Genomic DNA, 26,919 nt, shown 5'->3' on the forward strand with positions numbered 1-26,919 from the left:
AAACTATACTTTTATATTATTTCTTTAAAACTTTAATTTATTCTATTTGTATCTAATAGATATTTTTTACTAAATATATTTTTATAATCATTCTTATATAAATTAATAGTAATATTTTTATTTCTACTAAATAAAATAGGATTAGCTAGCTATTTAATCTAAGGAGGATTTTTAATGAATTTAGTGAGTGTATTACTTACAGCTTTCGCACTTTCTATGGACGCTTTTGCAGTTTCCGTTACAAAAGGTATGATCTTAAAAAAAATTAATTACTCAATATCTTGTAAAATAGCAATATTTTTTGGTTTCTTTCAAGGTGTTATGCCTTTAATTGGTTGGTGCCTTGGTATACAATTTGAATCATATATAAAATCATTTGACCATTGGATTGCTTTTATCCTTTTAAGCTTTATTGGATTAAAAATGATTTTTGATTCTAAGGATGATAAATCAGAAAATAATTCTTTTAATTTAAATAATAAGGAACTTTTAATTTTATCAATTGCAACTAGTATTGACGCCTTAGCTATTGGAGTAAGTTTTGCATTTTTAAATGTTAATATTATTCCTATATGCATATCTATAGCAATTATAACTTTTTCTATGTGTTTTCTAGGAGTTTTAATAGGAAAGAAAATCGGAAGTATATTCAAAACTTATGCTCAAATATTAGGTGGTGTTCTTCTTATTTTGATAGGGTTAAATATATTAAATGATCACACTGGAATAATATCTAATATATTATAATTAATATAAATTTTATAATTTAATTAAAAACTACCAAAAATATAATTTTAATATATTTTGAGGTAGTTTTTTTATATATCCATATACTATGTATAATAATTTTTGCTATAATATTCTATATTTATATTTTTATACATTGATATAAATATCAATTTAAACTCATATAATATTTTTATATTTTACTTATTATAAATAAAGTATAGTGAAGTTACAATATTTTCACTTTACTAATTGATGAAAAACAAATATAATATAAAATAGTTTAAATTCGAACTTTTTTATTTCTTTTGTGAGATCACGGAGGTGGATAGACTTGGAAAATATATTCAAAATATACAAAAGAGATTTGAAAGATATATTATCAAATAAAGTATTATTAGTTATTATTGGAGGTCTTGCTATTTTACCATCATTTTATGCATGGTTTAATATCAAAGCATCATGGGATCCATATGGTAACACCGGTAATATATCTGTTGCTGTCGTAAATAAAGATAAGGGTACTGAGCTTAGAGGTAATAAAATAAATATTGGAGATCAGCTTATCGAAAAGCTTAAAGATAACAAAAATCTAGGATGGAAATTTGTAGATGAACAAACTGCATTAGATGGAGTTAATAAAGGTACATATTATGCTGCAATAGAAATCCCCGAAAACTTTTCTAAAGATTTAACATCTTTAATTAGTAATGATGTAAAAAAAGGTAAAATCATTTACACTGTAAACGATAAAATTAATGCTATCGCTCCTAAAATAACAGATAAAGGTGCTTCAACTATTCAAAATGAAGTTAATCAAACTGTTGTTAAAACAGTAAGTGAAGTTGTATTTGAAGTATTTAATGAATTAGGAATAGAAATAGAAAATCAATTACCTAAATTGGCTAATTTAGAAAATGATTTAGTTGAAGTTCAATCTAAATTCAAAGATATAGAAAATACAGTAGCATTAGCTTCTGATGTAGCTTATAAAGTTGAAGATGTTGTTAAGTCTTTACAAAAGGATGTTCCTTTAATACAAGATACAATAACTAATTCTAAAAAACTAGCATCAGATTTAAAAATATTTTTACAAGATAGTAAGGGAACTTTAGATAAAATTACACCCGTTATAAAAAATGACTTACAAATTTTATCTCAATTGTCTTATAATGTATCTTCAAGTGTTTCTAATATAATAGATGCTATAAACAAAGGTGCTGAAAATACGCCTGAACTTATAGATAGTCTCTCAGCTAAATTGTCTGCATTATCAAATAATGCTAACACTGTATTAGAATTTTTAAAAAATTTAAATAATATTGCTCCAAATAATCCTTTACAAGGACCAATTGATCAATTAGAATCTGTAATTGGAAAATTGAATATTTCTATGGATACTTTAAATAGTATTAAAGGTCAAATTACAAATGGCCAAACACCATCATTAGATATGTTAAATAAGCTTTTACAAATTACTACAGATATTAACAAAATATCTAGTGGATTATTAAATAATTTTGACTCTCAAATAGCTTTACCTATAAATAATTTATTTAATAATAGTTTCAAAATTGCAAATGATGTTATTGCTATACTTGAAAAAGCTGAGCAAAAACTTCCCGCAGTAAATGATATTTTAAGTTCTACAGTAACTTTATCTAAAAGCGCTCAAGATAACTTAAAATATATACAAAAAAAATTACCTGCTGCAAAATCAGTTGTTGACGAATTAGTTGACGCTATGCACAAAATAAATAATGGTGATGATATAAATGAACTGGTTTCTTTATTAAAAAATGATGCTATAAAACATTCTAATTTCTTAAAGCAACCAGTAGATATAGTTAGTAAAAAATTATATCCTATGCCAAACTATGGTACATCAATGACTCCATTCTATAGTGTTTTATCTTTATGGGTTGGTGTATTACTACTTATGTCATTACTTTCTACTGATGTACATGGAAATGATTATAAGGCATATGAAATTTATTTTGGTAGAGGACTTACGTTCTTAACTATCGCCTTAGTGCAGGCATTTATACTTAGTACAGGTGATATGTTATTATTAGGTGTTGAAGTACTACATCCTATGCTATTTATAGTTTTATCTTTATTTACAAGTATAGTATTTACGGCCATAGTATACTCATTTGTTTCTATGTTTGGAAATGTTGGAAAAGCAATTGGAGTTGTATTACTAGTTATACAAGTAGCTGCATCTGGAGGTACATTCCCTATACAGGTTACTCCAAAATTCTTCCAAATTGTTAATCCATTTTTACCTTTCACTTATGCGATATCTGCATCACGTGAAGCTATTGCCGGTATATATCAACCTAATCTAATAAAAGATATACTTCTATTAGTTGTATTTATGATTATACCAATTGTATTTACTGTATTCCTTAAAGAACCTATAAACAAGGCTACAGCTGGACTTAAGGCTAAATTTAATGAAAGTGATTTAACTGGTCATTAAAATAAATATTTGTTGCATTTTTATTGAAAACTGTTATACTTTAAGTATATAGTATATTATTTAATTAAGCCATGAAGGTTTTATATCCTTCATGGCTTTTTTGTTTAATACTCTATAAAATTTTAATAGCCTTGCTTATATATAATCTATAAATTTTTCCATTGAAAAAGAAGCTAACTAATATTATACGTAGCTTCTTTTTCAATTATTTTTTTAATATTGACTTTATATCACTATATATATCTTTATTGCATTTATAGATTATTTCATCATTATTATATTTATAATATACAAATTGATAATTTTCATAAATTTTTAAACTTACGTCTGATTCAGAGCTTATAGTTATGCTATTTTTTGAATCATTCTTATCTTTTAACTCCTCTTTATTTACTTCTTCCCAAGTATAATAATCTAATGCATTTACTATTTGAGTTAGTAAATAATTATCTTTTTCTATATGTAAAGTCGAATTACTTTTTCTATTATTTTGATTATTTTCTACACACAAATTTAATTTTTCTATACTTTCTATTTGATTATCAACATACTCATTTCTATCTATAAATATATTTATTTGTTCCTTATTTTCGTTGTTTGTATCTAGTAATGTTATTATATTCCCTTTCATTGGAAAGTGGATTTTTTGACCTAGATCTAAATTATACAAGCATTTATCTTCATCATAACTACTTATATAATAATTTTGATTATTTTCATTATACTCTTCAGATTTAAGCTTATTGTTGTATTTAATTTTATATTCAGCACAGTTCGAACTAACCATATTATTAAAATTTATTGAATTTATTTTATCTATCATTTCAAACATACTAATTTTATGTTCATCATAATATATATTATTTGAATTTTTATATTCGAAGTTCTCTTCTACTTTTGTTACTTTAAAGTTAAGTTTATTCATACTTTTCTTATTCTTATTGTATTCTACTTCATACTTATTTTTATTTATACTATCATAAGTTTCCCAACTCATATTTTTTATATTTCCATTTATGTCACTAGTAATTTCCATATTATTTAAAATTTCATTTCCTATGTCTATATTTAATTTTTCTATAGCATCTTCCCATTGTTTTCGTAAATCTTTTAAATTTAAATTTTGTACAATTATACTTTTATCTCTATATTCTAATGCCTTGTATATATAGCTATTCAAACATCCTAAATATAGTACTATCACACCTAGTATACATGCTTTATGTTTAATATTATAATTTTTATTAATCCTTTTACTTATAAATAAATAGTAAATTATAAATCCAATAGGTATTACTATAGGAGTTTTTATGTTTATTTTTATACTAATCCACCCAAGAATATAAAATCCGATTATTTTTAATAATACATATTTTTCTTTTCCTTCATTCTTGTCTTTTTTAGTATCTAAATATAGAATTGTACAAATTACGCAAAGTGTCATCCATAGTCCTGAGTATTTAAAAAAATTTTCTAAAAAACTTAATACAGATTCCATATAAATCCTCCTATCTTATGTCTAATATAATAGTAGCATATATTTTATAATTAATCTAAAAAAACACTTCATAAAATTAATTAATATTAATTTTATGAAGTGTTTATCTTAACTATATTTACATAATAATATTCTTATTTATTAACTTTTATTATTACATATAACTAGACTTAATTCTCGAAGTATCTTACATGCAGTTATAGTGGATACTTTTGTATTATCATAATCAGGACTTAATTCAACTATATCACATCCAACTATATTTATATTGTATTGCTTTAGTATTTTAAATGTATTCTCTAGTTCTTTATATGTTATTCCACCAGGTTCTGGAGTTCCTGTACCTGGAAAAATAGAAGGATCTAATACATCTAAGTCTATCGTTAAATAAATATTCTTATCTGCTAGAGATTCTATTATTTTTTTAAATGTTGTAATACTTCCAACTTCCATGTATGTGTGTTTTTGATTTAATGCAAAATCAAATTCTTCTTTAGTTCCTGACCTAATACCAAATTGGAATATTTTATTATCTCCTATAATATCCCATACTCTTTTTATAACAGTAGCATGAGAATTATTATTATTATTATATCTTTCTCTTAAATCTGTATGAGCATCAAAGTGAAGTACATATATATCATTATATTTTTCATAAACAGCTTTAAATGCTGGTAAAGTAACTAAATGTTCCCCGCCTATCATAAATGGTATTTTATTATCATTGACAATACCTTTAGTTGCAGTATATATTTCATCTAAAACTATATCTGTATTTCCAATACTTAAATCTAAGTCTCCAATATCACATATATTGAAATCTTCTAAATCTAAATCAAGAATTGGACTATAAGTTTCAAGACCATAAAACTCATTTCTCATTGCACTACTTGCAAATCTTGTACCAGGTCTATTTGAAGTAGTTCCATCAAATCCTACACCATATACTACTAAATCAGCAGTATCATAAGAACTGTCCATTCCCATAAATTTACTCATGTTGAAAAAATTATTATTTTTCATTTAACATATCCTTTACATATTGAGGTAACATAAACGCACCATAGTGTAAATCACTATTATAGTACTTAGTTTTTAAATTTAAACTTTCCCATTTTTCTCTGTTTTGGTCTTTTATAGGATCAAACTTTTTAGATGCAAACCCAAATAACCAATGTCCTGATGGATATGTTGGTATATGAGCTTGGTAAACTTTTGTTATTGGGAATAAATTAGTTATCTTTTCATTTGCTCTTTTCATTTCTTTTGCATTAAAATCAAAATATGGACTTTCATTTTGATTTACAAGTATACCATCATCTCCTAATATTCTATAACAATCTTTATAGAAATCTACAGAGAAAAGACCTTCCCCTGGACCTATTGGATCTGTAGAGTCTACTATTATTAAATCATATGATTTATCTTCACTATGCTTAACAAATTCAACACCATCTTCATAGTATAAGTTCACTCTATTGTCATCTAACTTACATGCACATATATCTATATATTGTTTTGATACATCTACAACCATTTTATCTATCTCAACCATATCTATTTTTTCAATTTTAGGATATCTAGTAAGCTCTCTTACTGTTCCTCCATCTCCACCGCCTATAACTAGTACATTTTTTATATTCATATTTGTAGCCATAGGAACATGAACTATCATATCATGATATATAAATTCATCTTTATAGTTTACCATCATTAATCCATCTAGCGTTAAAAACTTTCCAAGTTCTTTGCTTTCAAAAACATCTACTTGTTGAAATTGAGATTTATCACTAAAAAGATGTTTATCTACTTTTATTGAAAAACGTACATTTTCTGTCCACTCTTCTGTATACCATAATTCCATAGTTTTTTCCTCCAAATTTTTTATTTTTTTTATTTATTTTTATTTTTGTTATTTATATTTTTTATATCTCATCATATAAATTTGATTATTTTTGTTAAATATGATAAAATATTATTCCAAATTTATTTTATTTATTTTTTATTTATTTAGGTATATTTTATTTATATAGCTTCTGGCTTATGAGTAATTTTACCTAAATCTTTTTTTGCAAATTTTTTAATTTTTGTAGTTAAACCTCTTGGTATTTCTGTAGATTCACTCTTTTCTGCTTTTAAAAGTTCTTCTAATAATTCAAAACTTTTCCATGGATCTATATCTCCACAAGTAAAGAAGTCCGCTGCTGCATAACCATATTCTGGCCATGTGTGTATTGTTAAATGAGATTCTGCTATTATTACTGCCCCAGAAACTCCCCATGGGTTAAAATGATGAAAAACTGAATCAACTATAGTTGCCTTTGCATTTAAAGCTGAATCATTCATATACTCTTCTATAAGTCTTGGATTTCTTAATATCTCCTCATCACAGTTGTAATACTCTACTAATATGTGTCTACCTAATGTCTCAAACTTCAAAATAACCACTCTCCTTATTTAATTATCTGTCTTTTATTACTAGTATAGTTTCTAGACTTTTATCATTCATATCTGTTAAATGAGCCTTTTGCTCTTTAAGTATTTTTATATAATCTATAATATCTTTTGTTATTATCTCTCCTGGTGCAATTATCGGTATTCCTGGGGGATATGCCATTATTGACTCTCCACTTACTCTATTTAAGCTTAATTCTAATTCAACAGTTTCCTTTTCTTTATAAAAAGCATCTCTAGGGTTAAGCTCTACACTCGGTATGATTTCTTTTAATTTTATAGATTTTATACTCTTATTTTTTTTGTATACTTTAGAAATAGTATCTATAGCATTTATTAGTTTATCTATATCATATTTTGTTGTTCCAATAGATACTAAAGCTAATATATTATATAGGTCACCTAATTCAACTTGCACATCAAATTCTTTATATAGTAAATCGTAAACTTCAAATCCAGTTAAATTTATTCCTTTGGTATTGATACAAAGCTTTGTTTCATCTATATATCGGCATCCATTACTTTTAGTCAACTCTGTTGAAATAACCTTTATTCCTTCAATTTTATTTAATTTATGTTTTGCATATCTCGAAAGACTTATAGCATTTGATAATTGATTCTCACCATTTGTTTCAAGATTATATCTAGCACCGTCGATACTTGACATTAGTAAATATGATGCAGATGTAGATTGTAGCATATTTATACTTCGCCTTACCTTTCCAATATCTACATTTTTTTTATTCAATAATAATGCAGATGCTTGAGTTAAAGCTCCTCCTGTTTTATGTATGCTTACAGCAGACATATCTGCACCTAAACTCATCGCAGATGGTGGAAGTTCTTCATTGAAAGGGAAATGAGCTCCATGTGCTTCATCTACCAACACAATAATATTTTTTCTTTTGCAAATCTTTATAATTTTTCTTAAATCTGAACAAGCTCCATAATATGTGGGGTTCAATAAAAACACCGCTTTAATATCTTTATGTTTATTTATTTCTTCTTCTACCTTTTCAGAATTTAAGTTTAAACTTATACCTAATTCAGTATCAAATTCTGGTTGTATAAACACAGGACATCCACCACTTAAAATTAGTGCATTGATAACTGACTTATGTATATTTCTTGGTAATAGTATCTTTTCATTTGGACCGATTACACTTAATATCATTGCATGTATTGCTTGTGTTGTTCCATTTGTTATAAAAAAAGCTTGATCACAATTATATGCTTTAGCTAATAATTCTTGTGATTGTTTTATTATCCCATTTGGATTTGAAACATTATCCATAATTGGAGACGAATTTATATCCATACTCATAATATGATTTCCAAAATAATAATTTAGAATATCTACCCCTTGATCTTTAACATGTCCTGGAACATCAAAGCAAGATAGATTTCTTAATGAATAGTTTTTTAAACTATTTAATAACGGAACATCTGGTTGTTTAAATTCTATATTTTCATTAGCTTGCTTCATACACTCTTGCAATTTAAATCTCCTCCTATCAGTCTCTATTTTAAAACCAAAGGTTATTATAACTATTTATTAAATTTACTATTATTAAACTTACATTTTATATTATATTTTCACTTTCACTTTTTTGCAACCATTTTTTTTATTTTTTATTTTTTTTATTTTTTCTATAAACCTTGCATTCCTAATGTTTTTTTATTTTTTATTTTTTTAAGTTTATATTAATTTATAATTTGTTTAGTATATCTAACTTTCAGTTAATATTATTTTATCGAAAGTTTAGTATATCTAACTTTATTTTGATTTTTATTTTTTATAATATTGTCAATTTTATTTTTTAAAATCAGAATAAAAAAGAACTATATTTATATAAATATAGTTCTTTTTTATTCTAATTTTTATTCTTCTTTTGATAAATCTTCTTCATAATAGTCATATTTGTCATATTCACTTTCCTTATAAACATCTTCATCTAATGCTACTTCATCTTTTTCATTTTCTTTAATTTCCTCTGACTCCTTAACATAACTTTCTAATTCTTCTTTAGATGAATGATTAGAATCATCAAAATTTATTCTTCTGGCATTAAACTCTTTTACCTTTTCTTCTAACTGATCGTCTTCATTTTCATAATTATATATTTCATATTCACTGTCTTCTAAAAATCTTTCTTCTTCTAATTCTTGATTAATTCTACGATTTTTTATAGCTCTATAAGAAAAATATGCTCCAACACCTGTTAACACTGCACCTGTGTATATCAGCGCTTTTTTCCCTTTTTCTTCTGCTTCTTTTTTCATTTTTTTCTTAATTAAGTATTTTACCACGGTACTTTTCCTCCTTAACTGTCATATACTATATTGATAGTATTTGTATTATTCAAATAAAAATTATACTATTTTCAAATTACATTTTTTGCTATTTTATAAGAAAGGAGATAATATAACATGGATTCAACATTATTTAATTTACTGCTAAGTTTAGTTACATTAGTTATAACTATTGGAGGCGGGTATTTAGTTAATTTTCTAAGACATAAAATAGGAAATGAAAAACTTTCTAATTTCTATCAAATAGCTAAACAAATAGTTATGGCGATAGAACAATCTAATCCTCAATTAGCTGGTATAGATAAAAAAGAATTAGCTATAAATAAACTACTTGAACTTACTCAACACAAAATAACAGAAAATCAAGCAGAAGTGTTAATTGAAGCCGCAGTTTATGATATAAAAAAACTACTATCTCCTTCTAATTAATATTTTTAACATATGCTTAGTTTTGCATTTTATTTTTTAATCGAAAAAGGTTTGTATATATTTATAAATATATACAAACCTTTTTATATTAGTTACTATAAGTCCCAAAATGATCTACAGATTTTTTTTACATCTTCACTACTTCTTGCAATAGAGTTTGGATACCATTCTCTTGGAAACAACTGTTGGTATTTTTTATTATTATATCTACTATCTAATAACATTATTATACCTTTATCTTCATTTGTCCTTATACATCTTCCTGCTGCTTGTAACACCTTTATGAATCCAGGATATGTATATGCATAGTCAAAGCCATCATTATTATTTTTATCAAAATATTTTTTTATTAAATCTCTCTCTATTCCAATTTGAGGCATTCCTACACCTATTATTATTACTCCTATAAGCTTATCTTTAGTTAAATCAATTCCCTCAGAAAAATGTCCCCCTAGTACACAAAATCCAACTCTAGTTTTTTCACTTGGATTGTTAAATCCTTTTAAAAAGATTTCTTTTTCATCTTCACTCATATTATTTTCCTGCACTACACAGAATATATTAGGATATTTTAAGCACATTTTATCAAATACTAATTTCATATATGCATACGATGGAAAAAATACCATGTAATTTCCAATTTTAACTTCTACACACTCTTTTATATATTCAATCACTTCATCAGATGTCTGAATTCTTTTATTGTATGTAGTATTTACATTAGTCCCAAAAATTATTTTTCTATTATCAACACTAAAAGGAGATTTTAAACTAATAAAATAATCATCTTGATCCACACCTAACATATGTTGAAAATACTTATTAGGGATTAATGTTGCTGAAAATATTATTGTAGATTTTATTTTTTTCATTATGCTCTGTATTACTACTGAAGGATCTATGCAATTAATTTCTACTTCTACATCATTTTGTTTTTTGCTAAACAAAGTTATAAAATTTTCATCATAAAATTCTCCTATCATTAAAAAACTATATACATCAAAATATAAGTTTAATAAATTTTCATTTTTATCATTATTAAAACTTAAATATTCATCAATCTTTTCTACAAACCTTCTTAATAAGGTATATAGTTCTAGCTGTTCTTTATCCAACTCTATATAATTTTCTAAATCTTTTTCTATTTTTATATCTAAATCCTTATTTATTTTTATAAAATAAGAATTTATTTTATTTATAGCATTTTCAGTTTTTTTATCTTTTCCTTTAATCTGTTTTTTTAATTCTATGAAATCTTGTTTTCTTAATTTCGCTGAATACATATTTCTAGCTCTATCAACTAAATTATGAGCTTCATCTATAAGTACAGTAAAATCATTTTTACGATTATCAAAAAGTCTTTTTAAACTTACTTTAGGATCAAACACATAATTATAATCACATATTATAATATCAGAGAACAGTGTTAAATCTAAACTTAGTTCAAAAGGACATAAGCAGTATTTTTCACTTAAATATTCAATAGTACTTCTATTATAATCATTGTTTGAAACTAAAATTTCTTTTAGTGCCTTATTAACCCTATCAAAATATCCATTAGCATATTTACAATATATAGGATTACAATTTACTTCATCCATTTTACATACTTTTTCTTTTGCAGTTATAGTAATGTATTTTATATTTAATCCTTTATTCTTCATAATATCAATTGTATTTTCACACACTTCTCTAGTTATTGTTTTAGCAGTTATATAAAAAATTTTTGAAGTATGACCTTGGCCCATAGCCTTTATTGTAGGAAATAACGTAGATATAGTTTTTCCAGTACCAGTAGGAGCTTGCGCTAAACACTTTTTCCCCTCAATAATGCTTTTATATACGTATACGGCTAACTCTCTTTGACCCTGTCTATAATTATCATAAGGAAAATCCATATTTTCAATAGAATTATTTCTATTTTCAATATAATGTGTTTCTAGATCTATCCATTTCTTATATTCTTCTATTAAATATAAAAAATCTTTTTCTAACTCATCTTTACTATACTTATATCTTATATAATTTATACTTGCATTTTCTATATTGTAGTATGTTAGCTGTAATGTTATAGAATCTAGTTTATTTTCAAAACAGTATATATATCCATAGCATTTAACTTGAGCTAAATGTAAATTATTTATATTATCATTATAGCTATTTACATCTTTTAATGTTGTCTTAATCTCATCAATAATAATTTCATCGTTTTCTATTAAAATACCATCTGCTCTTCCTTCTACTCGTATTTTAATATCATTATGTTCAAATTCATATTTTAAAGAAACTTCTGCGCTGTAATTTTCATCATATGATTTTTGTATCATCTGATGAGCTCTAGTTCCTTCTATAGGCTTTATATTGCTTGAAATAGTATTATCTATACTTCCGTATTTCATTATAAACTCTACAAGATTCCTTATAGAAATTCTTTTTTTCTTTTTCATATTTTACCTCTATATATTAATTCTTAATTTATATCTTATTATATATAAAAATTAATTAAAAATCATATAATTTCACTACAATCAAAAAATCATAGTATTAACTATGATTTTTATTCGTATTTTAATGTTTTAATTTTCTTAATTTTAATATAAGCATAGGTTAATATAAACGTCATCATTTCTGCAAATACAGCGGTTAGCCAAATCCCATTTACTCCAAATATTCTAGGCAATATTAAAACCCCTATTATAAGAAAAATAATACCTCTACTCAAAGATATAATATTTGATGCTACTGTATATTCTTTAGACTGATAATATGCTCCCATTACTATATTTAGTCCCATTATTAAAAATGCTATAAAATAGTATCTTATTGCATTTATAGTTATAAAGACTATTTCACCACTTTCTTTAGTAAATATTCTTACAATGGTTTTCGGAAATACAATTCCTGTTATATAAAATATAGATCCAACTATAAAAGCTGTTATTAAAGCCATTTTTTTAACTTTTTCAACTCTATCATATTTATCTGCACCAAAATTTATACTTATTATTGGTTGTATAGCTTGAGCAATCCCTGTGAATATAGCAGCAACAACCAATGCTACATTAGCTATTATACTATATGCACTTACCCCAATTTCACCTATCATTTTTAATAGAGATAAGTTAAATATAAATATAACTATACCAGATGATAATTCAATTATAAAACTAGGAGCCCCATTAGCTAAAACTCTTGTGACTCTTTTGAGACTAAAATTAAACTTAGTAAATTTTAAGTTGCACTTTTTAGAAATAAAATGAGTGCATAGTATTGATACATTTACTAAAGATGCTATTGATGTTGCTAATGCAGCTCCCTTCATTCCCATCCCAAGTGTAAATATAAATAAATAGTCTAGTATTATATTTAATATCCCGCCAATGGATGTAGCTATCATAGCTAATTTTGGATTGTGATCATTTCTCACAAATGAAGATATTGTATGAGATAGTATATAACTAAAACTTAGAAAAAGAACTCCACTTAAATATTCTTTAACTAGTATTATAGTTTTTTCATCAGCACCTAATAAATATCCTATTTGGTCTTTATTAAATACACCTGCTATAGAAATTATTATGCCTGTAAAAAGTGAGATTACTAGCGTTTGAGTAAAAACCCTTTGTGATTCATCAAGCTCACCTTTCCCAATACTGATACTAAGTGCTGTAGCTCCTCCCATCCCAAATAGCAATCCTAGTCCATTAAATATATTAAATATGGGAATACATATATTAAGAGCTGCAAGCCCTTCACTGCCTATACCTCTGCCTATAAACATAGTATCTACTAATATACAAAATGATACTGATAACATACCTAATACACTATTAAATAAATATTTATAATATATTTTTTCTATTTTTCCATTTAGCAATATTTCTTTTCTATCACTCATTTACTGCTCCTTTGTAAATTTTTAGTATATTAAACTTTATAATATTAGTATCTCGATATTTACAGCATATTAACCCTATATTTAATAGATTATTTTAGTACTTACTATTAACACTTTTATATCCTATCCTTGCCATAGAAATGCTTACTGTCTTAAATAGAAATATTCCAAATATAAGATTTATAACTATAGCTGGTGCAACTGCTACCATAAATAGTGTTATAAATGTTCCAGGAAGACCAACTAAAATTTTAGCTACACTTAAAAATGTACATCCGCTTATTAATGTTCCTACTGGCAACATAGCACTTATAACAATAATGTTTTGTTTCTTTGCATTTTGTTTTTTTATAAAAGAAAGTTTATGCATAAGTAACATAAATATATACATTATATTAACTGTTATAATTTTATCTGCTATATTAGGTATTTGGCCTGCTGGAAATTTTGTTGTTAACGCTGTAAAAATTCCTGTAATTATACCTGCAAATAAGCAACTTTTATAATCCTCTTTATTTAAAATCATTATAGTAAATAACATCGTTAATGCTATATCAGGTTGTATTGGTAGTCCTAGCGCTGGTGTAATTTGGTGTAAAATTAGTCCCATAGCTAAAAGTATTGAATTTAAAACCATTTTTCTTGTATTTGTTTTCATTGTAATTCCTCCAGATATTTTTATTTTTTAAACGCCAATCTTCTAACGATTCTTTCTCTGATTCTAAACTTCATACCATAGCTATCACCACCTTTAAAATAAATTTAGAAATAAAAAAACTCCGTCCTATATAAATAGGACGGAGATTATCCGCGTTGCCACCTAAATTATGTATAACAAAATAGCTATACATCACTCATTTTCAGGTACTATCATACCCTCTTCGCTATAACGTGCGATACACGGCAAAGTCTACTTTAAAAAATTTCGATTTGCTCCTCAAAGGCCCATTCACTAAACTTTTTCTTGCTAAGATTCCACCACCCTCAGCTCTCTATTTTGAACCTACATTTAGCTACTATCCCTCATCAAAGGATTTATTTTTCATTAATTTTATAATATTGTAAATTTTTAATATTGTCAATAATTTTATATTAAGATTATATGCCAAAATTTAAATATCGTTCATAAAATCTAAATAGTTGTAAATGGATTTAAATAAATTTCACTTTTTATAACTTCAATTTCATCTATATTACATAAAAATCTTTCCATAACATCTTTAAATATATCCTCTGTATCAAAATGACCACAGTCTATAACATTCATACCAATATCTAATGCGTCTTGAGCATCATGATATTTCACATCACCCGTTATTATAACATCAGCTCCACTTCTTTGAGCTTTTTTAATCATATCTGCTCCAGAACCAGTTACTACAGCAATCTTTTTTATTGAAGAATTTAAATCTCCAACAACTCTTATATGTGACATATTTAATTTTTTCTTTATTTGATTACACAGTTCTTCTAAATTAATAGAATTATCTAATTTGCTAATCCTACCTAACCCAAACGCATTTCCTTTGTTTTCAAGCTTATATATATCATACGCTACTTCTTCATATGGATGAGCGTTTAGCATAGAATTAATAACTCCCCCTAATACCCTCTGCGGTACTATTGTTTCAATTTTAATTTCTTCTACACATTCTACTTCTCCTATTTTACCTATATATGGATTAGTACCTTCTAAAGGCTTAAAGTTTCCTATTCCTTGTGTACTAAAACTACAATTGCTGTAATTTCCTATATGACCCGCACCAGACTTAGCTAAGCTTTCCTTTATCTTTTCTACATGGTCAATTGGTACATAGACTGCTAATTTATATAAAACTTCACTATTTGTTATATCTAGCACTTTAGAATCTTCTAATCCAATAATTTCCATAAAATAATCATTCAACCCATCAAATGCTATATCAAAATTAGTATGCATTGAATATAATGCTATGTCATTTTTTATAAGTTTGTGAATTAATTTACCTTTCAAATCTGATGTATTTATTTTGTTCATTTTTTTAAATATAAATGGGTGGTGAGTTACTATAAGGTCTACATCTTTTGATATAGCTTCATCTATAACTTTTTCATTCGCTTCAAGAACTACTAAAACCTTCTTGATATCCATATCAAAGTCACCTACCAAAAGACCTACATTATCCCAATCATAAGCTAAGCCTAAAGGATATTTTTCTTCTACCTTTTTTATAAAACTTTTTAAATTCATAATAACATCCCCTTTATTATATTATTTTAACTTTTCTAGTTTTTCTATTGATATTTTACTTTCTTTGATTTTCTTATTTATATTTTCGCCTGTTTTATCCTCTATTTTTTTGATTATTGAATTATACATAAATATTTTTTTGTCTATAAATTCATTTAATAAAGGGTCTTTATTTTCGATTAGCTTTTTACCAACTTCATAAAATATTTCGTCTTCAACTTGAGTGTTCTTAGATGTATATTTAGCTATTATTATTTCATACAATCTAAAATCTTCCTTCACTAACACTTCATCTAGTATTTCATATCCATTATTTAATAAATATTTTCTTAGTTCATTCTGAGCTTGCATTGGTTGTAATATTAATTTATCTAGACTATGTGCTACTTCTTTTTTAGCCTCTAATAACTCACTTATTAAAATACCACCCATTCCAGCAATTATAATTTCATCTACTTCATTTTTTTCTAATACTTCTATACCTGATCCTAATCTTAAATCAACCTTATCCATTAATCCATTATGTCTTATTTCTTTTTTTGCATTTTCTAAAGGTCCTTTATTTACATCAGCAAGTATAGCATAATCTATATCACCTTTGTTTAACAAATATACAGGTATATATCCATGATCTGTACCTATATCCGCAACTTTTTTTCCTTTTGTTACTAATGATGCTATCTTTAATAATCTATCTGTTAATTTCAACTTTTTCATCCTTTCACTTATGGTGTATTGCTAAAATACACACATATATTATTACTCATTTATAAGAATTTACATTCGTAATTTTCAATTTTACTATAATTCTATATTTAAAATTATAAAAAATTCGCCTTATATAAAGGCGAATTTTTTATTTATCATTAATCCAAGTAATCTCTAAGCTTTTTAGATCTACTTGGATGTCTTAATTTTCTTAAAGCCTTAGCTTCTATTTGTCTTATTCTTTCTCTAGTTACATCAAACTCTTTACCTACTTCTTCAAGAGTTCTCGCTCTTCCATCTTCAAGTCCAAATCTTAATTTTAATACTTTTTGCTCTCTTTCATTTAAAGAACCTAAAACATCTTCTATTTGTTCTTTCAATAAAGAATATGCTGCGGCTTCTGCTGGAGCTGGTGCATCGTCATCTGGTATAAAGTCACCTAAATGGCTATCCTCTTCTTCTCCTATTGGAGTTTCTAATGATACAGGATCTTGAGCAATTTTCATTATTTCTCTTACTTTATCTTCTGTCATTTCCATTTCTTTAGCGATCTCTTCAGGCTTAGGATCTCTTCCTAGCTCTTGAAGTAGTTGTCTAGAAACTCTAATTAGTTTATTTATAGTTTCTACCATGTGTACTGGTATTCTTATAGTTCTAGCCTGGTCTGCTATAGCACGAGTTATAGCTTGTCTTATCCACCATGTAGCATAAGTACTAAACTTAAATCCTTTTTCATAATCAAACTTCTCAACAGCTTTTATAAGACCTAAGTTACCTTCTTGAATTAAATCTAAGAAAAGCATCCCTCTTCCTACATATCTTTTAGCTATACTTACAACAAGTCTTAAGTTTGCTTCTACTAATCTTTGTTTAGCTAATTCATCGCCTTCATTCATTCTTCTAGCTAATTCTACTTCTTCATGCGGTTTAAGTAGTGGAATTTTACCTATTTCTTTTAAATACATTCTAACCGGGTCATCTATACTTATTCCTTTTGGAAGTGATAAATCTATAGCTTCCAATTCCATAGGTGCATCTTCTTTAGATAATTCATCTTCTACACCCTCTTCTAAAGAGTCTAAATCTAAATCGTCATCTGCAGAAAAATCTATTTCAACTTTTTCTGTTTTAGTTTCAGTTACTTCGATACCTAAATTACCTAAAGTTTCATATAAATTTTCTATTTGGTCTTTATCTAATTCTGTTTCAGAGAAAGCTTCCATTATTTCTCCAAGAGTAAGAGATCCTTGTTTTTTTCCTTTTTCTATTAAACTCTTAGCCGTAACTCTTTTTAATTCTTTTTTATTATTTTTCTTTTCCACACTTAGACCTCCCTTCTTTATAACCTTTGTAACATTCTTCTTATTTCCACGATTTTTAAAGCAATTTCCATAATCTTACCATCTACCTCTTTCGCGTCATTAATATTTTTGTTATTTTCAAGTGTCTTTTGTTCTTCCAATAATCTATTCATTTTTTCATGAAGTGTATTTTTCTTTACATTTTTTATTATTTCATCAATACTTTTGACATCATCTAAGTTCATACTGTCTAAAGATATACTTTTTAAATCTTTCAGGTATTCTTCGCATATGTTTAAACTTTCTATTTTGTCAATAGTTATTTTGTCCAATTCTTTATTTTTAATTATGTAATTTAAAATTTCTTTACTTTCTTCTAATATAAAATCATTCTCATCAACTTTTAATAAGATTAAATCTCTTAATTTCTTATCTTCTAATATAATTTTTATAAGATTTTCTTCAACTACTTTTTCTCCATTAGTAATTGTTTTTGGTTTTTCAATTACTTTTTCTTCTTTTTTGTTTTTATCAAATTTTTTATAACTGTTATTTAGTTTATTGTAATTTTTTCCATATACTTCTCTTTTTATAGATTCTACACTTATGTCGATTTGATTTGATAAATATTTTGTATAATAATCAATCTCAACAGCACTTTTTAATTCTTTTATTATTTTAGATGCTTCTTTAGCAAACTTTACTCTATCTTCATCTTTATGAATATCAAAACTGCGTTTAAGGTTGTCTATTTTATATTTTATTTGATGGGTAGAAGTGTCCATAGCTTTTTTAAATTCATTTAATCCATATTTTCTAATAAATTCATCTGGATCCTTGCTATCTTTTAAATTTAAAATTTTAACACTAATACCTAATTTACTTAGAATTTCTATAGCTCTTAGTGTTGCTTTTATACCTGCTTCATCTGAATCATAAGATATAATAGCAGTATCCGCATATCGTTTAATTAACATCCCCTGTTGTTCTGTCAGGGCTGTTCCTAGTGTAGCTACTACATTTTTTATTCCATATTGATAAATAGATATTAAGTCCATGTATCCTTCTACTAAAACTATAGTTCTATCTTTAATTTCTTTTCTAGCAAAATTTAGTCCATATAAATTTTGTCTCTTATTAAATATTAAAGTATCTGGAGAATTTAAATACTTTGGCATAGAATCATCTAAAACTCTTCCACCAAAGCCTATTACATTACCCCTATAATCAAATATAGGAAACATTACTCTATTTCTAAATTTGTCATAAAATTTATTACTTTCAAGTTTATGATTTATTAACCCGCACTCTATTAACTCTTCCTTAGTATGACCTTTTGAAGTTAAGTGTTCCATAAGAGCGTTCCATGAATCTAGTGAATATCCTAATCCAAACTTTTTTATGATTTTATCATCTAATCCTCTTTTTCTAAGATACTCATATCCATAATTTTTACTAGTTAACAAATTAGCCAAATAAAATCTAGCAGCTTCTACATGTATATCTTGAAATCTTTTTATTTTTTCCATTCTAATTCTAGATTCATTATCCATATTAGTATTGATTTCTATTCCATACCTTTTTGCTAACAACTTTACAGCATCCATAAACTCTAAATTTTCCATTTTCATGACAAAATTTATTACATCTCCACCTTCTCCACATCCAAAGCATTTATATATCTGTTTAGAGGTGTTTATGTAAAATGAGGGTGTTTTTTCACCATGAAAAGGACATAATCCTTTATAATTCGCCCCAGATTGTTTGACATCTATATACTGGGATATTGTGCTAACTATGTCACATCTACTTTTTATTTCATCTATTATTTCTTTTATATCATTCATATTATCACCTTCTGGTGTAATTTTTTCTAACATTTCTATTTTACATTATATTCAAGATTTGTCAAATAGTCATTATACAGAATTCGACTTTTTTTGTTAATATCCTTCTTAAAATTAAAATTTTTATTATTTTTTATTAATTTATTGTCTCTATATAATTATTTACAAATTTTTTAACAATTAATACTTTTCTATATAATTATTATTTTTTTATATAAGATTTTTAAATATCAAGTATAAAAATGGAAAATTTTAATACTTGATATTTATTTATTTTTATTAATTTTACCGATTTTAATTATAATTACCCTCTTTTTTTATATTTTAATAATTTTTTTATTTATTCATAATAATAAATTTAAACTTCATAATTATTTAATTTATAAGCAATTTTATAATTAATTTAATTTTTATATAAAAATCAAATTAATTATAAGTTTCATCAAATAATAAAATTTAATTTAGATTAACTCTTATTAAAATTAAAAATAAAAAAAGAGGTTAATAACCTCTTTTTTATTTTATATTTATAGATTTCATTAAATCTTCAAATTCATTAAAATGAAGTGATTGCATTCCATCAGATAATGCATTCACAGGATCTGGATGAACTTCTACCATTATACCATCTGCACCAGCGGCTAGTGCTGCAATAGACATAGGCTTTACTAAATATCTAACACCAGTAGCATGAGATGGATCTACTATAACCGGTAATCCTGTTTCTTTTTGTATTATAGGTACAGCAGCTAAATCAAGTGTATTTCTAGTGTAATCATTGTATGTTCTTATACCTCTTTCACACATTATAATATTTTGATTTCCTCCTACTGCTATATATTCTGCAGCTCCTATCCATTCACTTATACTAGCAGATATTCCTCTTTTTAACATTACAGGCTTATCTTGTTTACCGACCTCAGTTAATAATGTAAAGTTTTGCATATTCCTTGATCCTATTTGAATAATATCTGCAACTTCATATAACTTGTCTAGTTCTCTCGCATCCATAAGTTCTGTTATAACAGGTAATCCTGTTTCTTTTTTTACAGCTTTTAATATTTCTAGGCCTTCTTCTTTTAAGCCTTGAAATGAATTAGGAGATGTTCTTGGTTTGTACGCTCCACCTCTTAATATATTTGCACCTTGACTTTTTACAAACTTCGCTGTCTCTAATAATTGCTCATAACTTTCTATAGCACATGGACCTGCCATTACAAGAGTATTTTCTTTTATTATTAGTTTTTTATCTTCAGATACATTTATTTCAAACTTTAAAGTATCGTTAAATATGTTCTTTTTCATCATTTATATACTCCTTTACTTGTTCTCTTTCCTCACAAGTTAAAGAATTTAAATAATTCTCTATAGTTGTTCCTTTTATTTCTAGTTTAGAGTTTAAATCCATAAGAGGCACAAGAACAAAGGCTCTTTCACTTATCCTTGGGTGAGGTATAGATAAATTTTCGTCGTTTATTATTATATCATTAAAAAATAATATATCAACATCTATAGTCCTTGGTCCCCACCTGATTATTCTTTCTCTATTTAAAGTTTTTTCCACTTCTTGGCATACACTTAATAAATCATATGTATTTAGATCAGTTTCAATTTCTATACACATATTTAAAAAATCCGCTTGGTCAGTATATCCCCAGGCCTTTGTTTCATATATTTTGGACTTTTTAGTTATACTTATGCTTTCATTTTTATTCAAAATTTCACAAGCACTGTAAAGATATTCTATTCTATCTCCCATATTTGTTCCAAGACCTAAATAAACTTTATTCATCTTTAGCTCTCCTTATTTCAACTCCAAAATAGTCATATATTCCATTTACTGGAGCTTCTGGTTTTTTAACTCTTACCATTATGCCTTTTACTAACTCAAATTTATTAAGTACTTCTTTTGCTATACTTTCAGCTAATGCCTCTAATAAATTAAACCTCTTAGTTTCAACTATATTTTTAACAACATCGTAAACATCTGCATAACTAACTGACTTTGTCATATCATCAGTTCGTCCAGCTTCTTTAGTATCAACATTTAATTCTATATCTAAAAAGAACTTTTGTCCTAACACACCTTCTTCTTTTAAAAGTCCATGGTATCCGTAAAAACCAAGGTTTTGCATTAATATTTTGTCCATAATTTACCTCTATCCTCTATATATTGCATCAGCCATTTTAGCAGCTCTGATATTTTCTTTTATATCATGTACCCTTACAACATCAACGCCATCTCTAATTCCTAAAACCGTAGTAGCGATAGTTCCTTCTACTCTTTCTTTAGGTTCTACATTTAGAACATTTCCTATTACAGACTTTCTAGAAGTTCCTAACAATATAGGATATCCTAAATCATTTAATTCACCTAGTCTTCTTAATACCTCTAAATTTTGTTCAAAAGTTTTACCAAATCCTATACCTGGATCTATCATTATTTTTTCTTTTTTGATACCAGCTTCTAAGCCTATATTAATACTTTCTAATAAAAATTCTTTTATACTTTCCATTATATCTTTATCATATTCTGTTGTATCTTGATTATGCATTATACAAACATAACCATCATGTTTAGCTATTATACTAGCCATATTTTTATCTCTTCTAAGTCCCCATACATCATTTATCATTTCTACACCTAATGCTAAGGATGCTTCAGCAACTTCAGATTTGTATGTATCAACAGATATAGGAACATTAATTTCTTTTTTAAGTTTCTTTATAACAGGTATTACTCTTTTTAATTCTTCATTTGCATCCACATATTTATGGCCTGGTCTGGTAGATTCGCCTCCTAAGTCTATTATATCTGCACCATCATTTATCATCTCTTTAGCATGTTTTAAAGCTTTTTCTACCTCACTAAAATCTCCACCATCAGAAAAACTATCTGGTGTAACATTTAATATTCCCATTATATAAGTCTTTTTTCCATATTCAAACATCTATTTAGTCTCCTATTTATCTCATAGTTATTAAGCTCATAGCCTCTGCTCTTGCAGCTATGTCTTTTTCAAATATACCTCTAACTGCTGATGTTGTAGTCTTTGATCCTGGTTTTTTAACGCCTCTCATTGTCATACACATATGTTCAGCCTCAACAACAACTATAACACCATAAGGTTCAAGTTCTTTCATTATTATATCTGCAACACCTTTTGTTATTCTTTCTTGTAACTGAGGTCTTTTTGCAAAAGTTTCTACTACTCTAGCTAATTTCGAAAGGCCAGTTAACTTCCCATCTTTAGGTATATATGCTATATGAGCTTTTCCAAAAAATGGAACTATATGATGTTCACAGCATGAATAAAAAGGAATATCCCTTACTAAAACTAGCTCTTCATGACTTTCATCTTGGAATATAACTTTTAAATGTTCACTTGGGTCTTGATGAAGGCCTGCAAATATCTCTTCATACATTCTAGCTACTCTATCTGGAGTTCCTATTAATCCTTCTCTATCTGGATCTTCTCCTATCGCTTCTAATATATCTCTTACTGCATTTTTTATTTTGTCTTTATCTACCTTGCTCATTGGTTTGCCCCCTTGATTAGTAAGTTATTTTTATGTTTTTGCTTACGTCTATATTTTTAAATATATATTCATAAACTGTTAGTAAATCTTCATACTTATAATATTTTTGTACATTTTGAACTAAATCAAATAATTTAGAGTCTTCTATTTTTAAGGTTTTCATTATTTTTTTATCTTTAGGTACCCATTTTCTATTTATACTAAAATACCCAACTATTATATCTTTTAAATATAAATTCGTCAAAAACACATATTCATATTTTTCTAATTTTTCATAATTTTTCAATCTATCTATTTTTGATTTAATTTCATTTTTTATAATTTTTTTTTCACTTTCAGATAATTCTATAGGACCTTCATCAAAGGCATTTTTACATTTTTTTATAATAATATCAACATTTTCTAAATTACTATAAATGATTTTTGGATTTGACATTTCCTTTAGAAAAAAGTATTCTCTATCTTTTATAAATTTCGCAACCCCTATTTCCGAAAAATAATTAATATCAAACTCTATACCCTCTATATTTTTAACTTCTCTAACTTGTAATAATTTTGATGTTTCTATAACAAATATATCAATGTCATTTACTTTAGCATCTTTATCATTTAGGTTAACATTTTTTGATGATCCAACTAAAAATATTGCTTTCACATTTTCATTAAATTTTATATTTTCTATTTCTTTTTTATAAATTGTATAAATCCTATTTTCCATTTAATCTCTCCATTATTTTCAATTTAAAATCCATACAAAAATAGGATATTAACTTTAAGTATTTATAAGTTTAGATATTTTTGTATAAATACTATTTTGTTTTTTATATTTTATTGACTCTATTTGTACAACCTTAATTACCCCCATAAGACTATTACTAACAAAAACAAAGTCAAAGTTTTTTATATCTTCTAACTTTATTTCTGTTTCCTTTACTTGTATATTTAATTCGTCACAAATCTCTATAATCCTTCTTTTTTTAGTGCCATTTAATATAGGTAATTTGGAACATGGTGTAAATATTTCGTTATCCTTAACAAAAAATATATTACTCATGGAACACTCTAATACAGTTTCATTTAAATCTAAAAATATCCCGTCATCATATCCACTCTTAACTGCATTTCGTTTTGTATAAATACTTTCATAATAATTGGTTGTTTTATGTCTATTGATTTCACTATTACCTCTTTTTATAGGAGATATATTTAATCTAAACCCTTCTTCATAATGCTTTTGTGTATAAGGTATATCTCTTATTGAAATATTAAAACCTTCATCAAATATTGTTAATCTTAACGCTTTATTGCTTATTTTATTTTCATCTATATAATTTAAAATTTCATTTTTTAAAAAATCTTTAGAGAAGTTTGAGCTAAGCTCTAACTTCTCAATAGATTTAAATATCCGTTCTAAGTGAAAGTTTATATCTATAGGTCTATCAATAACTTTGATAGTTTCAAATAATCCTATTCCAAATTTGGCTAAACTACTTTCAAAAGATATGTTATTCTTCATAGTATCCTCTTAATGCTTTCATTATAGATTTTGCCTTATCTAGAGTTTCTTGATATTCATCCTCAGGATTTGAATCCCAAGTCATTCCTCCTCCAACTTGGAAGTATACATTTTCATTTTGCTTAATTATAGTTCTTATAGCTATATTTAAATCCATATCTCCATTAAATCCTATATAACCTATAGATCCTGTGTATACATTTCTTTGAGTCGGTTCTAATTCATCTATAATTTCCATAGATCTAATCTTAGGAGCTCCAGTTATAGATCCACCAGGGAATGTAGCTTTTATCGCATCTATACTATCATTTTTATCATCTAACTCTCCAACAACAGTCGCTACTAAATGATTTACATTTGCATAAGGCTCTATAACAAATAATTCTGGAACTTTAACACTTCCAATTTTTGATATTCTACCTATATCATTTCTCTCTAAATCTACTATCATAAGTAACTCAGCTCTATCTTTTTCGCTATTTCGTAACTCTTCTTGAAGTTTTAAATCTTCTTCTATAGTTTTACCTCTTGGTCTAGTACCTTTTATTGGCCTAGTCTCGATCTTTCTATCAACACACTTTATAAACCTTTCTGGTGAATTTGAAAGTATTTTACTATCTTCAAAGTTTAAAAATGCGCCAAATGGTGCAGGACTAAACCTTCTCAAGTCTCTATAAAGCTCATAACTTGTTAAAGGTGTTTCCCCACTAAATCTTTGAGTTAAGTTAGCTTGATATATGTCACCCTGTCTTATATAACTTTGTACCTTCCTAACAGCATCTTCAAATTGCGATTTTGTAAAGTTAGATTGTAGTTTTATAGGTTCTACTTCTTTCTCTTCATAGCAAATATTATCTATTCCATTTAGCTTAGCATCTTGGATTCTTTTTTCTATTTCATTAATTAGTATTTCTTCATTACCTTCGTCTAAGTCTGGAGTAGCTATATATGTTTTATTTTGTAAATGGTCAACTACTATGACCCAATTATATAAACCAAAATATAAATCATATACATTTGTATCATCTACTGCTGTTCTTGGAAGCTCTTCCATATAATTTCCTAAGTCATAAGATAAGTAACCAACTGCTCCACCTATAAAAGGAAGAAAACTTTTATTTTCTACATTATAATTACTTAATTCTTTTTTTAGATCATCAAGTGGATTATTTTGTGTATTTTTATATTTTAAAACTTTAAAAGGTCTACTACTTATAAAAGAGTATCTACCTAATTTTTTAGGATCCATTGCACTATCTAATATAAAGCTGTTCTCTTCATCTTTAAATATTGTAAAAATTTCAAATGAATTTAATTTAGTATCTATCTCTCTTATCATTATTTGTTTATCCCCTCTCTAGCTTGATTTATGAAATTTCTAAGTATTTCATGACCTTGTTCTGATAAAATGGCCTCTGGATGAAATTGCACACCTTCTATCATATATTTTTTATGTCTTATACCCATTATTTCATTTTCATTAGTAAAAGCTGTTACTTCTAAATCTTGTGGTAAACTTTCTAAATCCACAACTAAAGAGTGATATCTAGTTACATTTAATGGATTATTTAAGCCCTCAAATACACCTTTATTAAAATGTTTTATGCTATGTACTTTTCCATGTACTGGCTTTGTCGCTTTTACAACTTTTCCTCCAAATACATGTCCTATTGTTTGATGACCCAAGCAAATTCCTAAAATAGGTTTTTTACCTTTAAATTTATTTACTATATCTATACATATGCCCGCCTCATTTGGAGAACATGGACCTGGTGATAAAACTATTATTTCCGGGTCAAAGCTTTCTATTTCTTCTAGTGTTATCTCATTATTTCTTTTTACTACTACTTCTTCTCCTAGTTCGCCAATATACTGAACTAAGTTGTAAACAAATGAATCATAATTGTCAATCATAAGGATCATTTCTATTTCCCCCCCGCTAAGTGCCTACTTTTTATTTATATATTAAGTAGA

25 protein-coding genes and 1 other annotated feature are annotated in these 26,919 nt (G+C 26.2%); of the genes, 3 read left to right on the plus strand and 22 right to left on the minus strand.

Annotation, left to right across the window (positions count from 1 at the left end; all coding sequences use genetic code 11):
- Positions 1-174 precede the first annotated feature (174 nt).
- Entirely contained in the window at positions 175-747 is a 573-nt protein-coding gene (locus NWE74_RS06665; RefSeq protein ID WP_258242444.1) for a manganese efflux pump MntP family protein, read from the plus strand.
- 313 nt (positions 748-1,060) lie between these two features.
- The gene (locus tag NWE74_RS06670) at positions 1,061-3,211 is read left to right on the plus strand and encodes a YhgE/Pip domain-containing protein (protein ID WP_258242445.1); all 2,151 of its coding nucleotides are present in this window, start codon (positions 1,061-1,063) and stop codon (positions 3,209-3,211) included.
- Positions 3,212-3,416: 205 nt separating this feature from the next.
- On the opposite strand, the gene NWE74_RS06675 is transcribed toward NWE74_RS06670, so the two are convergent.
- From NWE74_RS06675 to NWE74_RS06700, 6 genes are all read right to left on the minus strand, one after another.
- Positions 3,417-4,709, minus strand: coding sequence for a hypothetical protein (locus NWE74_RS06675; protein ID WP_258242446.1), 1,293 nt, complete (start codon positions 4,707-4,709; stop codon positions 3,417-3,419).
- A gap of 141 nt (positions 4,710-4,850) precedes the next feature.
- Positions 4,851-5,732: an agmatinase gene (gene speB, locus NWE74_RS06680; RefSeq protein ID WP_258242447.1), complete on the minus strand. Its 882-nt coding sequence runs from the start codon at positions 5,730-5,732 to the stop codon at positions 4,851-4,853.
- Positions 5,722-6,573 (minus strand): polyamine aminopropyltransferase, encoded by an 852-nt coding sequence (speE, locus tag NWE74_RS06685; protein WP_258242448.1) that lies wholly within the window; start codon positions 6,571-6,573, stop codon positions 5,722-5,724. Before speE ends, speB begins: the two co-directional genes overlap by 11 nt.
- Before the next feature lie 161 nt (positions 6,574-6,734).
- Positions 6,735-7,148 carry an adenosylmethionine decarboxylase gene (speD, locus tag NWE74_RS06690; RefSeq protein WP_258242449.1) on the minus strand — a complete coding sequence of 138 codons (414 nt, stop codon included), beginning with the start codon at positions 7,146-7,148 and terminating at the stop codon, positions 6,735-6,737.
- A 22-nt stretch (positions 7,149-7,170) separates the two neighbouring features.
- The gene (locus NWE74_RS06695) at positions 7,171-8,661 is read right to left on the minus strand and encodes an aminotransferase class I/II-fold pyridoxal phosphate-dependent enzyme (RefSeq protein ID WP_258242450.1); all 1,491 of its coding nucleotides are present in this window, start codon (positions 8,659-8,661) and stop codon (positions 7,171-7,173) included.
- A gap of 383 nt (positions 8,662-9,044) precedes the next feature.
- A complete protein-coding gene (locus NWE74_RS06700) occupies positions 9,045-9,473 on the minus strand; it encodes a hypothetical protein (protein ID WP_258242451.1) in 429 nt (142 codons plus the stop codon).
- A gap of 120 nt (positions 9,474-9,593) precedes the next feature.
- Here NWE74_RS06700 and NWE74_RS06705 point away from each other — a divergent pair, with 120 nt between their 5' ends.
- Positions 9,594-9,905 carry a phage holin family protein gene (locus tag NWE74_RS06705; protein ID WP_258242452.1) on the plus strand — a complete coding sequence of 104 codons (312 nt, stop codon included), beginning with the start codon at positions 9,594-9,596 and terminating at the stop codon, positions 9,903-9,905.
- A gap of 95 nt (positions 9,906-10,000) precedes the next feature.
- On the opposite strand, the gene NWE74_RS06710 is transcribed toward NWE74_RS06705, so the two are convergent.
- From NWE74_RS06710 to NWE74_RS06785, 16 genes are all read right to left on the minus strand, one after another.
- On the minus strand, positions 10,001-12,352 hold the full coding sequence (locus NWE74_RS06710) for an ATP-dependent DNA helicase (RefSeq protein WP_258242453.1): 2,352 nt from the start codon (positions 12,350-12,352) through the stop codon (positions 10,001-10,003).
- Positions 12,353-12,462: 110 nt separating this feature from the next.
- Positions 12,463-13,803, minus strand: coding sequence for an MATE family efflux transporter (locus tag NWE74_RS06715; RefSeq protein WP_258242454.1), 1,341 nt, complete (start codon positions 13,801-13,803; stop codon positions 12,463-12,465).
- Positions 13,804-13,897: 94 nt separating this feature from the next.
- A complete protein-coding gene (locus NWE74_RS06720; protein ID WP_258242455.1) occupies positions 13,898-14,461 on the minus strand; it encodes a tryptophan transporter in 564 nt (187 codons plus the stop codon).
- A 132-nt stretch (positions 14,462-14,593) separates the two neighbouring features.
- Positions 14,594-14,842: a binding site (T-box leader), on the minus strand.
- 93 nt (positions 14,843-14,935) lie between these two features.
- Positions 14,936-16,033, minus strand: coding sequence for a Nif3-like dinuclear metal center hexameric protein (locus NWE74_RS06725; protein ID WP_258242456.1), 1,098 nt, complete (start codon positions 16,031-16,033; stop codon positions 14,936-14,938).
- Between the two features lie 21 nt (positions 16,034-16,054).
- Positions 16,055-16,741: a tRNA (adenine(22)-N(1))-methyltransferase gene (locus tag NWE74_RS06730; RefSeq protein ID WP_258242457.1), complete on the minus strand. Its 687-nt coding sequence runs from the start codon at positions 16,739-16,741 to the stop codon at positions 16,055-16,057.
- A gap of 158 nt (positions 16,742-16,899) precedes the next feature.
- Positions 16,900-18,063, minus strand: coding sequence for an RNA polymerase sigma factor RpoD (gene rpoD / locus NWE74_RS06735; protein WP_092724445.1), 1,164 nt, complete (start codon positions 18,061-18,063; stop codon positions 16,900-16,902).
- Positions 18,064-18,080: 17 nt separating this feature from the next.
- On the minus strand, positions 18,081-19,889 hold the full coding sequence (gene dnaG, locus NWE74_RS06740; RefSeq protein ID WP_258242458.1) for a DNA primase: 1,809 nt from the start codon (positions 19,887-19,889) through the stop codon (positions 18,081-18,083).
- Positions 19,890-20,405: 516 nt separating this feature from the next.
- On the minus strand, positions 20,406-21,194 hold the full coding sequence (aroF, locus tag NWE74_RS06745; protein WP_258244429.1) for a 3-deoxy-7-phosphoheptulonate synthase: 789 nt from the start codon (positions 21,192-21,194) through the stop codon (positions 20,406-20,408).
- Positions 21,175-21,681: a 2-amino-4-hydroxy-6-hydroxymethyldihydropteridine diphosphokinase gene (folK, locus tag NWE74_RS06750; RefSeq protein WP_258242459.1), complete on the minus strand. Its 507-nt coding sequence runs from the start codon at positions 21,679-21,681 to the stop codon at positions 21,175-21,177. The genes aroF and folK overlap by 20 nt, the downstream gene beginning before the upstream one ends.
- Complete coding sequence (gene folB, locus NWE74_RS06755; protein ID WP_258242460.1) at positions 21,674-22,039, minus strand: dihydroneopterin aldolase; 366 nt, start codon at positions 22,037-22,039, stop codon at positions 21,674-21,676. Before folB ends, folK begins: the two co-directional genes overlap by 8 nt.
- Positions 22,040-22,048: 9 nt before the next feature.
- Positions 22,049-22,840, minus strand: coding sequence for a dihydropteroate synthase (gene folP, locus NWE74_RS06760; protein WP_258242461.1), 792 nt, complete (start codon positions 22,838-22,840; stop codon positions 22,049-22,051).
- Positions 22,841-22,856: 16 nt separating this feature from the next.
- Positions 22,857-23,429, minus strand: a complete 573-nt coding sequence (folE, locus tag NWE74_RS06765; RefSeq protein ID WP_092724455.1) for a GTP cyclohydrolase I FolE — start codon at positions 23,427-23,429, stop codon at positions 22,857-22,859.
- Positions 23,430-23,445: 16 nt separating this feature from the next.
- Entirely contained in the window at positions 23,446-24,147 is a 702-nt protein-coding gene (locus NWE74_RS06770) for a hypothetical protein (protein ID WP_258242462.1), read from the minus strand.
- 54 nt (positions 24,148-24,201) lie between these two features.
- A complete protein-coding gene (locus NWE74_RS06775) occupies positions 24,202-24,945 on the minus strand; it encodes an aminotransferase class IV (protein ID WP_258242463.1) in 744 nt (247 codons plus the stop codon).
- Entirely contained in the window at positions 24,935-26,284 is a 1,350-nt protein-coding gene (gene pabB / locus NWE74_RS06780) for an aminodeoxychorismate synthase component I (protein WP_258242464.1), read from the minus strand. Before pabB ends, NWE74_RS06775 begins: the two co-directional genes overlap by 11 nt.
- Complete coding sequence (locus tag NWE74_RS06785) at positions 26,284-26,868, minus strand: anthranilate synthase component II (RefSeq protein WP_258242465.1); 585 nt, start codon at positions 26,866-26,868, stop codon at positions 26,284-26,286. Before NWE74_RS06785 ends, pabB begins: the two co-directional genes overlap by 1 nt.
- Between the last annotated feature and the right edge of the window lie 51 nt (positions 26,869-26,919).

Origin of the sequence: Romboutsia lituseburensis (assembly GCF_024723825.1) — a bacterium.
Lineage (GTDB): Bacteria > Bacillota > Clostridia > Peptostreptococcales > Peptostreptococcaceae > Romboutsia_F > Romboutsia_F lituseburensis_A.